At 41.9% G+C, this 16,126-nt stretch carries 11 protein-coding genes; 10 read left to right on the top strand and 1 reads right to left on the bottom strand.

Features of this window, described 5'->3' with window-relative positions; all coding sequences use genetic code 11:
- The first annotated feature begins 72 nt into the window (after positions 1–72).
- The 7 genes from ACSQ7D_RS10125 (at position 73) to ACSQ7D_RS10095 (ending at position 10,432) form a co-directional block, all read left to right on the top strand.
- Positions 73–804, top strand: coding sequence for a GDSL-type esterase/lipase family protein (locus tag ACSQ7D_RS10125; RefSeq protein ID WP_048746305.1), 732 nt, complete (start codon positions 73–75; stop codon positions 802–804).
- A gap of 454 nt (positions 805–1,258) precedes the next feature.
- The gene (locus ACSQ7D_RS10120; protein WP_437136171.1) at positions 1,259–3,463 is read left to right on the top strand and encodes a glycoside hydrolase family 3 C-terminal domain-containing protein; all 2,205 of its coding nucleotides are present in this window, start codon (positions 1,259–1,261) and stop codon (positions 3,461–3,463) included.
- Positions 3,464–3,638: 175 nt separating this feature from the next.
- Positions 3,639–5,237, top strand: a complete 1,599-nt coding sequence (lnt, locus tag ACSQ7D_RS10115; RefSeq protein ID WP_437136170.1) for an apolipoprotein N-acyltransferase — start codon at positions 3,639–3,641, stop codon at positions 5,235–5,237.
- An 88-nt stretch (positions 5,238–5,325) separates the two neighbouring features.
- Positions 5,326–6,714 carry an aromatic amino acid ammonia-lyase gene (locus ACSQ7D_RS10110; protein ID WP_181831196.1) on the top strand — a complete coding sequence of 463 codons (1,389 nt, stop codon included), beginning with the start codon at positions 5,326–5,328 and terminating at the stop codon, positions 6,712–6,714.
- A 58-nt stretch (positions 6,715–6,772) separates the two neighbouring features.
- Positions 6,773–7,921, top strand: coding sequence for a lactonase family protein (locus ACSQ7D_RS10105; RefSeq protein ID WP_437136169.1), 1,149 nt, complete (start codon positions 6,773–6,775; stop codon positions 7,919–7,921).
- Positions 7,922–8,106: 185 nt separating this feature from the next.
- A complete protein-coding gene (locus ACSQ7D_RS10100; RefSeq protein WP_009418491.1) occupies positions 8,107–8,718 on the top strand; it encodes a hypothetical protein in 612 nt (203 codons plus the stop codon).
- A 46-nt stretch (positions 8,719–8,764) separates the two neighbouring features.
- Positions 8,765–10,432: a formate--tetrahydrofolate ligase gene (locus tag ACSQ7D_RS10095; RefSeq protein WP_437136168.1), complete on the top strand. Its 1,668-nt coding sequence runs from the start codon at positions 8,765–8,767 to the stop codon at positions 10,430–10,432.
- Between the two features lie 43 nt (positions 10,433–10,475).
- Here ACSQ7D_RS10095 and ACSQ7D_RS10090 read toward each other — a convergent pair whose 3' ends face one another.
- Positions 10,476–13,052 (bottom strand): BamA/TamA family outer membrane protein, encoded by a 2,577-nt coding sequence (locus ACSQ7D_RS10090; RefSeq protein WP_437136167.1) that lies wholly within the window; start codon positions 13,050–13,052, stop codon positions 10,476–10,478.
- 40 nt (positions 13,053–13,092) lie between these two features.
- Here ACSQ7D_RS10090 and ACSQ7D_RS10085 point away from each other — a divergent pair, with 40 nt between their 5' ends.
- From ACSQ7D_RS10085 to dnaJ, 3 genes are all read left to right on the top strand, one after another.
- On the top strand, positions 13,093–13,824 hold the full coding sequence (locus tag ACSQ7D_RS10085) for a TrmH family RNA methyltransferase (RefSeq protein WP_437136166.1): 732 nt from the start codon (positions 13,093–13,095) through the stop codon (positions 13,822–13,824).
- 576 nt (positions 13,825–14,400) lie between these two features.
- Positions 14,401–14,961, top strand: coding sequence for a nucleotide exchange factor GrpE (locus ACSQ7D_RS10080; RefSeq protein ID WP_009422002.1), 561 nt, complete (start codon positions 14,401–14,403; stop codon positions 14,959–14,961).
- A 10-nt stretch (positions 14,962–14,971) separates the two neighbouring features.
- Positions 14,972–16,093, top strand: a complete 1,122-nt coding sequence (dnaJ, locus tag ACSQ7D_RS10075; RefSeq protein WP_002673730.1) for a molecular chaperone DnaJ — start codon at positions 14,972–14,974, stop codon at positions 16,091–16,093.
- The last annotated feature ends 33 nt before the right edge of the window (positions 16,094–16,126 follow it).

Raw genomic sequence — 16,126 nt, 5'->3', positions numbered from 1 at the left:
TTGCCAAAGCTCGTAGCACGAGAGGCTATAATAACTTTGGCAAAGTTGAACATCAACAAATTAATTAAGCGAATGAAAAGAATATTACTGTTGTTATTCCTATTAGTAACAACCTTTGCGAGTGCGCAAACCGCAACCCCTACAACCCTTATCAAAACCGTTATTCCGTTTGAACAACGCGACGAGACTTCTTGGATTACCCGCTATCAAGGCGATATCAATCGTTATCAAAAGGAGAATAAACGCTTAAAAGACCTCTCTTGCGACGTACTCTTTCTGGGGAGTTCATCTATCAATCTGTGGGATACTATCTATGAAGATTTTGCCCCACTGAAACTCATTCGTCGTTCCTACGGAGGGGCTACTTTGCGCGATATGATTTACAATTACAACACTATTGCCAAAGGCTATACCCCTAAGAGCATTTTGCTATACGTGGAAAACGATTTGGGCAATCATAAGGAAGGTGTAAATGCCGTGAAGTGCTTTGATCTTTTCCGTATATTTATCGACAAGCTTAAAAAAGATTATCCTAATACGCCTCTGATTGTGGTATCGCTAAAACCCTCACAACACAAAGCCGACCAGCTGAAAGACCAGCTATTGGTAAACGCTCTTTTAGAGGAAAATGCCACCGCACAAGGCTATACTTATATTGATATCACCAAAGTAATGTACGATGAAGCGGGTAACCTCCGCACCGATATCTTTAAAGAAGACAACCTACATATGAATGCTGAAGGTTATAAGCTCTGGACAGCCATTCTCAAACCGCTTCTTATTAAAAAAGTGAGAGGAGAATAGATTAGCAAGTTAACAGATTAACAGATTGTAAATGAAGAGTGAGACATATATATAGGAGATATAGAACTTTTAGACTGCTGAAAAAATGTTAAAGTATGCTAAAAGGACAAGAAAAACACAAACTTTTTTAGGAGGTACTCATTTTTCACCTTAAATGACTAAAATACTAATAATCATTTTATTACATTACTTTTTATGTTTTACTTTTCAGCCACTTTGGACGAACCTAAAGCGAACCTAAGGCGAAGGTAAGGCGAAGCTAAACCGAAGATAAGGCCTTACTAAACTGAAAATCAATTGGCTAAAAAGGGGTATGAAAATCTGAAGAAAATATGTTAAAAATTAGTTTTTGACGAAAAAAACGCAAAAATATTATCTCTGAAAAAAATGAAATTTGTTTTATTAAGAGGTAGTATTTCTATTTGCTCAATTCTAAGAACACTAACAACTAAAAATGACTAATATGAAAAATATAAAAACTTTACTGCTTTGCTGTGTCGTAGGTACGCTCTCAGCCCAGCAAACGCCTGTTTATTTAGACGCTTCGCAACCCATTGAGAAACGTATAGACGATGCTCTCTCGCGAATGACTTTAGAGGAAAAAGTAGCTATGTGCCACGCTCAATCTAAGTTCAGTGCCCCTGGCGTGCCCCGTTTGGGTATTCCCGAAAATTGGATGACCGACGGTCCTCACGGCATACGCCCCGAAGTACTCTGGGACGAGTGGAATCAAGCAGGATGGACAAATGATAAATGCACCGCTTTCCCCGCTCTCACTTGCCTTGCTGCCACGTGGAATCCCGCTCTCAGCAAAGCCTACGGAAAAGCCATAGGTGAAGAAGCCCGCTATCGCAACAAAAACGTACTCTTAGGTCCTGGGGTGAACATCTACCGCATTCCTCTCAACGGTCGCAATTTCGAGTATATGGGTGAAGACCCTTATTTGGCATCCAAAATGGTCGTGCCTTATGTGCAAGGCGTGCAAGCCAATGGTGTGGCTGCTTGCGTGAAGCACTATGCGCTTAACAATCAAGAAATCAACCGCCATACTGTGAATGTAAAGGTAGACGACCGCACCCTGTATGAGATTTACCTCCCCGCTTTTAAAGCTGCTGTGCAAGAGGGAAAAGCGTGGAGCATAATGGGCTCTTATAACAAATACAAAGACCAATGGGCTTGTCAAAACCAATACCTATTGCAAGACATCTTGCGCAAAGAATGGGGCTTTGACGGTGCCGTAGTATCCGATTGGGGTGGAGTGAACAACACCGATGGCGCTGCCCTCCACGGATTGGATATGGAATTTGGTACTTGGACTGACGGAATGGCTGAAAACCACTCGAATGCTTACGACCATTACTTCCTTGCTCAACCCTTTCTCGAAAAACTGAAATCGGGAGAAATAAAAGAAGAAGTTGTAAATGAAAAGGTGCGCAATATCCTCCGACTCGTATTCCGCACCAATATGGCAGCCAATCGTCCCTTTGGGTCATTCGCCTCACCAGAACACTTTGCTGTAGCTCGCAAGATAGGACAAGAAGGTATCGTACTGCTCAAAAACGATAAAAATGTATTGCCTATCGATGTTAAAAAGGCAAAAACCATAGCCGTTATAGGCGAGAATGCTATCAAAATGATGACCGTAGGTGGAGGAAGTTCCTCATTGAAAGCCGTTCACGAGATACTCCCCTTAGACGGAATTAAAAACCGTGTAGGCAATACAGCCAAAGTGCTCTATGCACGTGGCTATGCCAGCGACGATTACAAAGACCAAGACGGGCTTGCTGCCAACGACATCACTGATAAGCGTCCGGCTCAAGAACTCCTCACCGAAGCTGTAAAAACCGCTAAACAAGCTGATGTAGTTATCTTTATAGGCGGACTCAACAAACACGACGGTCAGGATTGCGAAGGTAACGACCGCAAACAATACGGCTTACCTTACGGACAAGATGCCGTGATTGAAGCTTTGGCAAAAGCCAATAAAAGCTTAGCGGTAGTACTCATTTCGGGTAATGCAATGGCGATGCCTTGGGTGAAAAGCGTACCTGCGATTGTACAAGATTGGTATTTAGGCTCCGAAGCAGGCAACTCCCTTGCCGATGTACTCTTCGGTGATGTAAACCCTTCGGGTAAATTGCCTTTCACTTTCCCAGTGCGTTTGGAAGACAATGGAGCCATAGCCTTAGGTGAATACCCAGGTGATAAAGAGGTTACCTACCACGAAGGTATTTTGGTAGGCTACCGCTACGCCGATACCAAAGGTGTAAAACCGCTATTCCCTTTCGGTCACGGACTTTCTTACACTACTTTCAAATACGGCAAACTCACTGCCGACAAGAAAACCACTAACGGCGATATCAACTTCTCGGTAACGGTACAGAACACCGGCAAACGTGATGGTGCTGAAGTAGTACAACTCTATTTGCACGACAAAGAAGCCTCAGTATTACGCCCTTACAAAGAGCTCAAAGGATTTGAGAAAGTATTCTTGAAGGCAGGAGAAACCAAAACCATAACTTTCCACATCACCAAGCAAGACCTATCTTTCTTCAACCCTGAGCAACACGCTTGGGTAGCCGAAAAAGGCACATTCAAAGCCTTAGTAGGCACCTCTTCAGGCGATATTAAAAGCACAGTAGATTTTACCTTAGAATAAATATTTTTTACTTTTCATATGAGAAAAGCTTGAAGTCCACAAGACTTCAAGCTTTTTTGCTTAAAGGAGCTTGAGACATTTTGCCAAAGTTGAATTGGCGACAACATTTTTTCATCATTTATCATTTATCATTCGCAATTGTTTTTTATCTTTGCCACATTATTAAGTGTCTATAATGAAGAAAAACATACTCCTCGCCCTGCTTTCAGGGGCTTTACTCGCCTGTGCGTGGGTAACTTACGGCATTACTGCCCTTATATTCATTGCCTTAGTACCTCTCTTACTAATGGAAGCGCACATTAGACGTGATTACCAGCATACCAAACGCAAGGTGTTTGCACTCTCTTATTTGGCTTTTCTCACTTGGAATATCCCCACCACCTGGTGGATATGGTACTCTACCCAAATAGGAGCAATTTTTGCTATTTTAGCAAACACTCTCTTGATGACACTCACTTTCTTCCTCTATCATATCGTAGCGAAACGTATGAACCGGAAAGTGTCGCTCGTTTTCTTAGTAGCGATATGGCTCTCTTTTGAGAAATTCCACCTCACGTGGGACGTTTCTTGGCCTTGGCTGAACTTAGGAAACGTTTTTTCCGAACAAGTTACGTGGATACAGTGGTACGAATATACGGGCACTTTCGGGGGCTCACTATGGGTATGGCTTGTGAATATCGTACTTTTTATAGGCTTAACTGATTATCTTTCTACTAAAAACCGTAAAGCATTTGCCCGAAAAGTGGGGGTGGCGATGCTCCTTTTTGCTATTCCTGTGGTGATTTCGTATTTCCAGTATATCAATTATAGCGAAGCTGGCAAAAAGACAATCAATGCTATTGTTTTACAACCTAATATTGATCCTTATCAAGAAAAATACGCACTTTCCAATCAAGAAGTAGGTAGGCTTTTGGTACAACTTGCCACTGAAAATATAGACGACCAAGTGAATTTTATCATCACTCCCGAAACGGTTTTTGCTGAGAACATTAAGTTACAAGATTTACCTGTTTCGTGGGAAGTATCTATTTTGCGTACTTTACTCAGTCACTATCCTAATGTAAACTGGATAGCAGGAGCTTCTATGATTGAGTTTGTAAGAGACAAAGCCCAGACAACCTCACAAAGCAACTACTTGCCCGACTATGGTTTTTGGTACAACGATTACAATTCGGCTTTCTTGCTCAATTGCAATGCCGAAGTACCACTGTATCACAAGAGCAAACTGGTGGTAGCAGTAGAAAATTTCCCTTATCAGCAGGTGCTAAAACCTATTTTAGGCGAAACCCTTATCAACCTTGGCGGTACGGTAGCCCTAAAAACTACCCAGCCTGAACGCACTGCCTTTGCAGGAGTAGACACCGAGGGCAAGGCAGCACCTATCATTTGCTATGAGACTATCTATGGTGAGTTTGTAACGGGCTATATTAAGAAAGGGGCTAACTTCTTGGCTATCCTTACCAACGATGCGTGGTGGCGCGATACACAGGGTTACAAACAGCTACTCAGTTACACCCGCTTGCGTGCGATTGAAACCCGTCGCAGTGTAGCCCGCAGTGCTAATACGGGCGTTTCGGCTTTTATCAATGGTAGAGGAGATATACTCAAAACCCTTCCTTACGGCACCCGAGGTAGTTTGAAAGGTACCATCGCCTTAAACAACGAACTCACATTTTACGTTCAAATGGGCGACTACATCGCTCGCATTGCGTATTTCTTGGCGTTTTTTGTTTTCTTGTATGCGGTATTGAGGAAACGTGAAAAAAGGTCGTAGCACGACGGGCAATTAAAAAATTTGGCAAAGTTGAATACCTCTATTTGCATCACTTTTCTAACGACTAAAAAACTAACGAGTAAATCGTATGGAACACTACATTTCAAACGAAGTCCTTCTGCTTGAACAACTAACAGCTATTATAGAAGGCGATACACAACTGAAACTCTCAGAAGAAGCGGTAATTAATATTGAAACTTGTCACCGTTTTCTCAGTGATTATCTCCAAAAAGACCCTAAAGCTCTGAACAAGCTCTCGGTAGACTCTATGTCACTCTTGCGCCATTATGCTTGTGGCATAGGAGAGCGCATTCCTAACGAGATTGTCAAGCTGATGCTTTTCCTAAAAATACAATCCTTCTCCTACGGCTATAGTGGGGTGCGATTAGCGTTGGTACAACGTCTCATCGACTTTTATAATCACGGGGTCTTCCCTGTAGTTTATTCCAAAGATATCCCCGACGAACGCATTGCCTTAGCACACCTTGCCTTGCCTCTGTTTGGTGAAGGCGAAGTGTGCATACAGCACAAAGTCTATTCGGCTCAAGAGTTAGAAGGCAAATACGGTTGGCAACCTCTATTGTCAGAAGGACGCGAAGCCGATGCCCTGCTCAATGGAACCCAGCTCACCACCGCTTATGGCATCTACAACCTCAGCAAATCGCTCAAACTTATTCAGTGGGCTGATTTTGTAGCATCGGTTTCCACCCAAGTATTTGGAGGCAACCTCTCGGCATTCTCGGAAGCAATGCAAGTGGTACGTCCACACAAAGGACTTGTAGAAACTGCCGAGCATCTTCGTATGCTTCTGAAAGACAGTGTGCTCTCTGAGCACCCACAAGCCTTCTCGTCTATGCCCGAAGCCTTTTGCTCTATCCCTCAAATACACGGAGCCGTCCGAGAGTCGATTGCGGCTATTCGTAAGGTAATTAAAACCGAGATGAACTCAGTTACCGATAACCCTATTCTCTTCCCCGAAACTCAAGAAGTTATCTTCGGAGGTAATTCACATACTCTGCCTCTCTCATTAGCAATGGACTTTTTGGCGATTACCCTCACCAGCTTGGGCAATATCAGCGAGCGACGCGTGTTCTACTTGCTTTCTAATATCGGTAAAGAGATAGAAACTGAAATAGATTACCCTATTTTCCAACGAATTATTGAAGGAATATTGAACGAAAACCGTCGCCTTTCCACTCCTGCAAGCATCGAGAGTCCAATTTTATTTGAAAAAACAATAGACATTAAAGGAATGGGAGGTAGTTCGGCTATTAAATGCGAGCAAGTAGTGAAGAATATAGAAGAAATATTAGCTATTGAACTCATTTTGGCTACTTCACTGTGGAAAAAGAAACAATTTGAGCATCATTCAGCTTTATTTAAGGAATATCTCTCTTTTATGGCAGAAGAGGAAGTAACTACCCTCAAGAAGCAAATAGAACACACAATAAGGTTTTTTGAAATGAATAATGAATAATTGATAATTAATTCATATCTTTGGGGCAAAATTGTTCAATTTTAATTGTTAAAAAGTTATGCTGAAATTACAAACTGTTCTTTCTTTGGTATTATCGATGTTTGCCTTTCATATATTTGCACAAGGCGAAAAACCTAATAACTTGACGATGTTTGTAGGCACTTATACCGAAGGAGGCAATTCTAAAGGTATTTATACCTATCGTTTTAATCAGGAGAATGGAACTTTCGAACTGCTGAGCAGTGCTATCGCAGCCAATCCTTCTTTCTTGACATTATCCCCCGATGGGAAACATCTGTACGCAGTAAGCGAATATAACGACGGGCGACAAGGAGCTTATTCGTTTGATTTGAGTCAAGATAAAGCGCATTTAAGTTATCCCGTTTTTCAATCCACCGTCCCTAAGGAGAGTTCTGAGGAAGAACCGAAACAGGCGGGTGCCGACCCTTGTCATATTGTTACTGACGAGAACTATGTAATTACGGCTAATTATACAGGGGGCGACATCAGTGTTTTCCCGCTGGATGCAGAAGGTAAATTAAAAGCAGAGACACAACATATTGCTTTCGTAGGAAAGACACCCAAGCGCGTGGCACATATCCACTGCATTATTCCCACCCCTGATAAAAAGTATATATTAGCAACTGATTTGGGCAACGACCGCGTGTATCGCTTTCGTTACAACAAGAAAACTCACAAAAACTCTGAGGTGCTCACCGCTCAGCGAGTAGCTTATGAGGTGAGCGACGGACAAGGGCCTCGTCATCTTACATTTAGTAAAGATGGACGTTTTGCTTATTTGATAGGCGAATTGGGTGGAAAGTGCGTAGTGCTCGGCTATCACAAGGGGCAACTGAAAGAAGTGCAACGCTTAATGGCTGATGAAGGTGGCGGACGAGGCAGTGCCGATATACATATCAGTCCGGATGGGCGTTTTTTATATACCTCTCACAGATTAAAGAAAGACGGCATTGCTATCTTTGTTATCGACCCTAAGAAGGGTACTTTAACGAAAGTAGGATACCAACTCACAGGTATTCACCCCCGCAATTTTGCGATTACCCCCAATGGTAAGTACCTTTTAGTAGCTTGCCGAGATGATAATAAAATACAAGTATTTCGGCGCGACGAAGCAACTGGTAAGCTCACCGATACGTCGCTTAATATCAGTGTAGATAAACCTACTTGTGTGGCGTTTACTTTTTAAAGGCCTCTCCCCCGTTCTCACATACCCAACTGTGAGCCCTCGCTGGCTCCTCCCAAGGAGAGAGGGGGGACAATCCATAAAAGTGATTTTTTAACAGGAAAATAACTTATATTTCCGTTGTGGCGTTTGTAAAATTGAACTAAAATCAGTACTTTTGTCACACAAAATTAAACAAACCAAAAAAAATGAAATCTTTAAAAGATAAAGTCAAAGACTTTATAATGTATTTATTTGATAGTGTAAAACAAAACAAGATAATTTCTAAAGATTACCTTATTGCAGAACTTACACCAGATGCTATGGTGGTGTTACAATCAATATCAGATATTCAGTTTAGGTATGACATAGCTTATGTATCTGTTAACCCTTCAGAACTAAAACATATTTTTGATAGACATTATGGTGAAAATGAAAAGGCACCACAACAAGGGAAGCCTCTTACAGATACAGATATTGCTCTTATAGTAGATGTTTTGGATAAACCTGATAAACTTATTTCATTAGGGTATATAGAAAAACATCAAGCTGAAACTTATTTGTTTTTGAAAAAGAATGAAGATAATACAGTTGTAATTATCGAAGTATTTGGTAGTAAAAATAATAAATTACGGCTAAAAAGTATGTATAATAGCGTTAAGTCAGAAGAAAAAATAATAGAAGATGAGTTAAAATCCTTACTCAACACGCCCGATAACGCTTCTGGGTTATTAGCCCAGCGAGTCTATGACTTTAACTCATCTCCGGGTACAAAAGTACAACATCTTTTACAATTTACCAAAGAATTGCCAATAAAATAAGTTCTATTCCACAAAATTATTAATTATTCTCAATTGTTCATTGTTTATGACCGACTTAGAAATCGCCCAAAAGGCACAGATGCTCCCTATCAGAGAGGTAGCTAAAAAACTAAACATCAGCGAGGATGACCTCGATCCTTATGGAAAATACAAGGCTAAACTACCGTTGCACCTCATCGACGCTGAGAAGATGAAAAACAGTAAGTTAGTGCTTGTTACGGCTATTACCCCTACCCCTGCTGGTGAGGGAAAAACTACGGTGAGTATTGGTCTGACAGAAGGACTTAACAAAATAGGCAAAAAAGCGATTGCCGTATTGCGTGAACCGTCGTTAGGGCCTGTTTTTGGTATTAAAGGAGGGGCAGCTGGTGGAGGATACTCACAAGTAGTACCTATGGAGGACATCAACTTACACTTTACAGGAGACTTTTCGGCTATTGAGAAGGCTAACAACCTATTGGCGGCTGTCATTGATAATAATATCCAAAGCAAAACACACTCTATTGGCATTGACCCACGCACCGTAGTTTGGAAGCGCGTAATGGATATGAACGACCGTGCGCTACGCCATATAGTGGTAGGGTTAGGTGGCACTACTCACGGCGTACCACGCGAAGACGGTTTTAACATCACTCCTGCTTCTGAGATTATGGCGATACTATGTCTTGCCGAAAGTTTTTCTGACCTGAAAAAACGTATTGGTAATATCTATGTAGGCAAGAAGTTTGACGGTACCCCCGTATTTGCCCGCGACTTGAAGGTAGTAGGGGCAATGGCGCTTTTGCTCAAAGAAGCAATTAAACCAAACTTAGTGCAAACCTTGGAGAATAACCCTGCGCTCCTACACGGAGGGCCGTTTGCTAGCATTGCCCAAGGTACGAACACTGTATTGGCTACCAAAATGGGACTATCGTTGGGTGACTACGTGATTACCGAAGCAGGTTTTGGCGCTGACCTTGGGGCTGAGAAATTCCTTAATATCAAATGTACTTCAGCTGGATTAGCTCCCGATGCAGTGGTGATTGTAGCAACTATCCGCGCCTTGCGTCACCACGGAGGGGCTAAAAAAGAAGAGTACAACACTCCTTCCTTGCAAAAAGTGAAACTCGGTATTGCCAATTTGGAAAAACACATCGAGAATGTGCAACTTTTTGGTCTCAAAGCAGTGGTAGCGATTAACTATTTCCCTAACGATAGTGAAGAAGAGATAGCCTATGTAAAAGAAGTATGTGCTCAAAAAAGGGTGCAAGCTATTGTAAGTAAAGGGTTTAGTGAAGGAGGTAAAGGTACCGAAGAACTTGCTCGCGCTGTCGTGGCTATAGCCCAAAGTGGTGAGAGTCATTTTAGTCCGCTATACAGCAATGAAGCGAGTATAGAAGAAAAAATAACAGCAGTAGCTACTAAGATTTACGGAGCGAGCAAAGTGAATTACAACAGCAAAGCCGTAAGTCAGTTGAAGCAAATCAAAACATTAGGCTTTGATAAAATGCCTATTTGTATAGTGAAGACGCCTAAATCGCTCAGTGATGACGAGAAGAAACTCGCCCGTCCTACCGATTTTGAGGTAACCGTGCGAGAGTTTGAGTTTGCCTCAGGGGCGGGCTTTGTAATCCCAATCTTGGGCGATACTGTGCGTATGCCGGGACTCCCCAGTGTGCCTGCCGCCGAAGGTATGGATATAGATGACGAGGGAGTTATCACAGGACTCTCTTAATAAGGTAAAAGGTAAAAAGAGCCTATTGTAGCTCATACTACACTTAAAACGGATAATTGATACCGAAGTTGAACACGGTTTCTTTTATTCTGAATTTCTTTATCCAGCGGTTGCTCATTTCTTCGGCAGGGTCATATGTAGGTATACCCATATCAAGGCGAATTACAAAGAAGTTGAAGTCGTAACGCAACCCAAATCCGGTACTTAACCCCACATCTTTTAATGAAGAAAGGTCTTTAAACTTGTATTCTTCAAAACGAGTATTATCGGCTACGTTCCAGATATTTCCCACATCGGTGAAGAGGGCGCCTTTGAGTGCCCCTAAGATAGGGAAACGATATTCGAGATTGAGCGTAATCTTCATATTGGCTTCGTTGTAATCTAAAATCGAACCACTTGAACCAGGTCCTAAACGATAGGCTTTAAAACCACGGTTATCGGTAGTACCTCCGGCAAAGTAGCTTTGTGAAAACGGAATATTATCGGAGTTACCATAAGGGATAGCTATCCCTAAGAAGGAACGGAATGCTAATGAACTCTGTTTGGCTATGGGGAAGTGCTTGATAAAATCGACCTCAGCTTTGGCATATTGAGCGTATTCTACCCCAAAAATCTTATTCTTAGTACTACCTTCGGTATTCACCACTTTATAAGTAGCTGTTAAAGCATTGAGCAAACTCCCTGCTCCTTCTATCTTGAAACGCAATTGTGAGAAATCGCGTTCAAAAAACTGTGATTTGCTATTGATGATATAAGTAAAACTACTTGATACAATAAAGTCATTATTTGTAATACGACGATAGCGTTCAGAAATAGCATATATAGGCAAAATATCTTCGCCTTGAACTACCAAATTCCTTTCGAATACATCATTTATAAAGTTAAAAGTCCCCTCAGTAGGGGTAAGATTACCTTTGTCGTCTACATATCGGCTACCTAAACTGTATTTTTTAGCAATATCGTTCAGCCTTTCATAAGTACTTTGGTAAATATTGAAGAAATTACCTGGGTTGATATTGTTTACGTATTGTACGTTTATCAAATCGAAAATGACTTTGTTCTTCTGCTTACGCGGATTCCATACATAGCGCAACAAACCCGAAGTGGTACGCTTGTCGAGCCCTATATTTGTTTGGTAGCTCATACCCGTTTGCAAGATAGTTTGTGGGGTCATATAATAGGGAATGAGCTTGCGCGTATTCAGCGGGAAAACGATAGAAGGAAAGATGAAACGTATATCACCACTGACTTCTGAGGTATTGAAAAAGCGTGTATCTTTAAGCGTAGGTTGCGAGGCAAAAGTACCTTGCAAGTTCAGTTCTAAGGTTTCTGCTCCACGAAAGACATTGCGTGCTGCAAACGAAGTTCCTACCCCAAAACCTATCGCCTCAATCTCAGAACGCTTTACCTCATTGGTAAGTCGCAATGAAAACTTATCTAAGGACGAAAGGTAGATATTGGCATCGAGTTTGTTTTGCAAGGTGTCTTTGGTAGCGTATTTGAAGTCCATATTTGGGTAACGGAACACGCGCAGGTTGTTGAACTGTCGGTAGGTATTTCCGCGCTCTAAATCGGAGTAGATTTGTCCTTTTTTGAGGCTTGTAGCGTGATACAACACCCGTGGACGATAACGCAACTTGTCCTTGTAATAAATAATCATATTGCGGTACTCCAAAGAATCTAAAGAGCTCTTATCTACCTTTTTGTCGTAATCAGTATACAGACGTACTTTATTGATGTAGTGCATCTTATACTTCTTGGCGGTAATCACATCGCCATCGCGTTCTATAAGGTCGCCTATATCAGTAGTTACTTGCAGTTTGTTGTCTTTTTGAGCTGTAACCGTATCGCGCTCGATTTGGAAGTTGATGGAGCTTTGCTGAAAGGTATAAAAACCGTTGTTGCGAAAGAGCTCGTAGAGGCGTGAACGTTCATTGCTAAAATCGGTAAGCTGGTAAGGGGCTCCTGATTTTAAAAACGTTTTTGCCTTGTTCTGCTGGTAAACTGAATCTATTTCAGGAGAAGTGATATGCGTCTTTAAGCTATCGATATAATAGCGCTCGCCGGTAGTGATATAATAGCCCACTTTGGCTTGTTGTTTTTCTTCATTAGGGAGAATGAAGATGCTATCAGTTACTTTGTTATTGAAATAACCTATACTTCTGAAATAAGCTCCCAACTGCTTGGTGGATTTGTGTACGCGTGCTGTATCTAATACCGATGGAGCTTCGCCTATCTTCTGCAACTGGTGATCGATGCCTGAAACGAAAAACGACTTCTGTAAGCGACCTACTTGTTTTTTAGAGAGAAAACCATCTAAAAACCTATGCCAACGAGGGTGTGTATCGAGCCATTGGACAAAATCCTTTTCGGCATTAGGGTTTCCTAAATTGTAGATATATAGACTGATAGGCATTCCTAAAACATACGAATTGGGCTTTTGTAATACAAAATTGTTTATCTTTGCATCGTCGGTCTTAGTGCCATTCACATATACGAGGTTTTCACGGAGCAAATGGCGGTCGTTAGGGACACGCTTGGTAGCATCGCACGAAAAGAGAGCAATGGCTAACACGAATAACAGACTGATAACGCTTAGTTGGGAAAGAGATTTTCTCACAAGTTTTTGTTTTTAGGGCTCAAAAATACACAATTATTTTATGCTTAGCAAAAATCAAGTAAAATTAATTCAGAAATTACAACAGAAGAAATACCGCAATGAGCTGAATCTCTTTATAGTAGAGGGGAAAAAGAGCATTGTGGAATTTCTGCAAGCGGGTTACCGTTTAGAGTTACTTATCGCTATCGAAGTGTTCGCCACAGCGCTGAACAATCACCCTATTACCTTAGTGAGCAAAGAGGAACTGCGGAAGGTGAGTAGCCTTAAAAATCCCGATGAGGGCTTGGCGATTTTCCACCAACGCCAACATAAGGGCATCTTGCAAGAGGGTGTAATCCTCGCCTTAGACAACGTGCAAGACCCTGGTAATTTGGGTACGCTTATCCGCCTCTGCGATTGGTTTGGTATCGAAACGCTTATCTGCAATAGCCAAACGGTGGATTGCTACAACCCGAAAGTTGTACAAGCCTCTATGGGTTCTCTCACAAGGGTTGCTGTGCATTACGTGGATTTAGCAGGCTTCTTGGCAACTTGTGCGCTACCTTTATACGCAATGGATTTGGACGGTGAGAACCTCTACACTACCGAATTTCCCGAAGATTGTGTGCTAATCTTAGGCAACGAAGCTAACGGTATTAGCCCCGAAGTACGCGCCTTGGCTGATGGCATTATCACCATTCCGCGTTTTGGCAAACTGCAACAGACGGAAAGTTTAAATGTGGCAATGGCGGGAGCGATAGTGGTGAGCCAGGTAAGAAAATTGGATAATTAGCAAATGAGAAAATGAGAGAATGAGAAAATAGGGTAAATGCCAATAATACCAGAAATAATGAACTTTGGCAAAGGTGCGAGCCGCACAGGCAAAAACTTTGGCAAAGTTTGAGATGAAAAAGCGATGTGTTGGGAGAGATTGGAGGATTCGGAAGGAAACGGAGGATTTCGGAAGAGGATAGGGAGAGATTTTGGTGAAAAAAGGCTGTAAGATGGGTGGGGTTAGCTTATAGAGAGCTTATAGGAAGCTTATACGAATCTTGGACGATTGGTATAGGAAGGGTATATAAAAAGTTGATTCATAATATCATACAACAACGCTAAAAATGTTAAAAAAGAGGTTTCGAGGCGAAAGAAAAGGAATAGGCAATAGGCCTTAGGCCATAGGCACTAGGGAGGTAACATTCCCCTTTACACATACCCAGCTGTCGCGGGGCACATACCCAGCTATCGCTGGCTAGCTTCAAAGGGGGAATGAGGAGAGGGGCATTGGGAGGCTTCTGTCAAATTGTCACCTTTTTAGTCTTTGGCAAATTATTTGCTACCTACTAACGAAATAAACTAAAAATGAATCATTATGATTACCGAAGATATTAAAAACGATGACTTAGAACTTGAACAAGAGGCAACTGATAACACTCCTTCGGAAGAAGTTGAAGAACCTACTTCTGTTGAAGAGCCCGAAGAGCCCGTTAAAGAAACTTCAGAAGACCTTCTTGCGAAAGAGAAGGACAAGTTTTTGCGTTTGTTTGCTGAGTTCGAAAACTATAAGAAGCGCACTGCGAAGGAACGTGCAGAGCTCTTTAAAACTGCTGGACAAGACATTTTGTCAGCCTTGTTACCTATAATAGACGATTTTGACCGTGCTTTGGTAGAATTGGCTAAATCGGGTGATGAACATACTCTTAAAGGGGTGGAACTCATCTATAATAAACTAATAAACACTCTCAAATCAAAAGGATTAGAGAAAATAGAAGTTGCCCCTAACGACACTTTTGACAGTGAACATCACGATGCAGTTACCCAAATTCCTGCCCCTACTCCTGAAGACAAAGGTAAAATTGTAGATGTTGTGCAAACAGGCTACAAATTAGGCGATAAAGTAATACGTTTCCCTAAAGTAGTGGTAGCACAATAAGGAGGAAGGAATGAAGAAAGATTACTACGAAATATTAGAAGTACAGAGAACGGCTACCGCTGCTGAAATAAAAAAAGCGTATCGGAAGCAAGCCTTGAAATATCACCCAGACAAGAACCCTGGTGACAAACAAGCTGAAGAGAACTTTAAATTGGCTGCCGAAGCCTATGAAGTGCTCAGCGATGATAATAAACGCGCCCAGTACGACCGCTTTGGTCACGCTGCCTTTGAAGGAGGTATGGGAGGCGGAGGCTTCTCGATGGACGATATATTCAGTCAGTTTGGAGATATTTTTGGTGGGCATTTCTCGGGCTTTAGTGGTTTTAGTGGTTTCGGAGGAGGAAGCGGTCAGCAACAAGTGTACGTAAAAGGAGAAAACTTGCGTATACGGGTGAAAGTTACGCTTGAAGATATTGTAAAAGGCACTGAGAAGAAAGTAAAAGTACGCCGTAAAGTAAAAGCTGAAGATACTACTTATAAAACTTGTCCTACTTGTCACGGACGTGGGCAAGTAGTACGCCAAATGAATACGATGCTAGGCGTAATGCAAACGGCTACTACTTGTACTGCTTGTGGAGGCTCGGGCGAAGTGATTGACAAACGTGGTGCTGATAGCGATTCGCAAGGATTAAAAACCATAGAGGAGACTATTCCTATCACAATTCCTGCAGGAGTGATAGATGGTATTCAGTTAAAGATAAACAACAAGGGTAATGAAGCGCCTACGAAGAATGGTGTAGCGGGTGATTTGCTTGTGCTCATCGAAGAACAAGAACACGAAACCTTAAAACGCGAAGGCGACAACTTGCATTACGACCTTTATATTAGTTTTCCTGAAGCGGTTTTAGGTGCTTCTAAAGAGATTGAAACGGTTACAGGAAAGGTGCGCATTAAACTAGACGAGGGAATACAGTCAGGGAAGATATTGCGCTTGCGTGGTAAAGGTGTACCTAACTTGCAAGGACGGGGTGCCGGTGACCTTATCATTCACGTGAATGTATGGACGCCTAAAAAGCTCACCGACAAGCAAAAAGCCTTCTTTAAGGAAATGCAAGAAGACGAGAACTTCGCTCCTAAACCCGACAAGAACGAGAAATCGTTTTTTGAGAAAGTAAAAGAAATGTTTTCATAGGTTATTATTTTACTTAATAGACAAAGAGAGACT

Source organism: Capnocytophaga sp. G1920 (genome assembly GCF_051417515.1).
The sequence above is the reverse complement of the archived record's forward strand: the minus strand, read 5'-3'. Positions and strand labels throughout refer to the sequence as shown.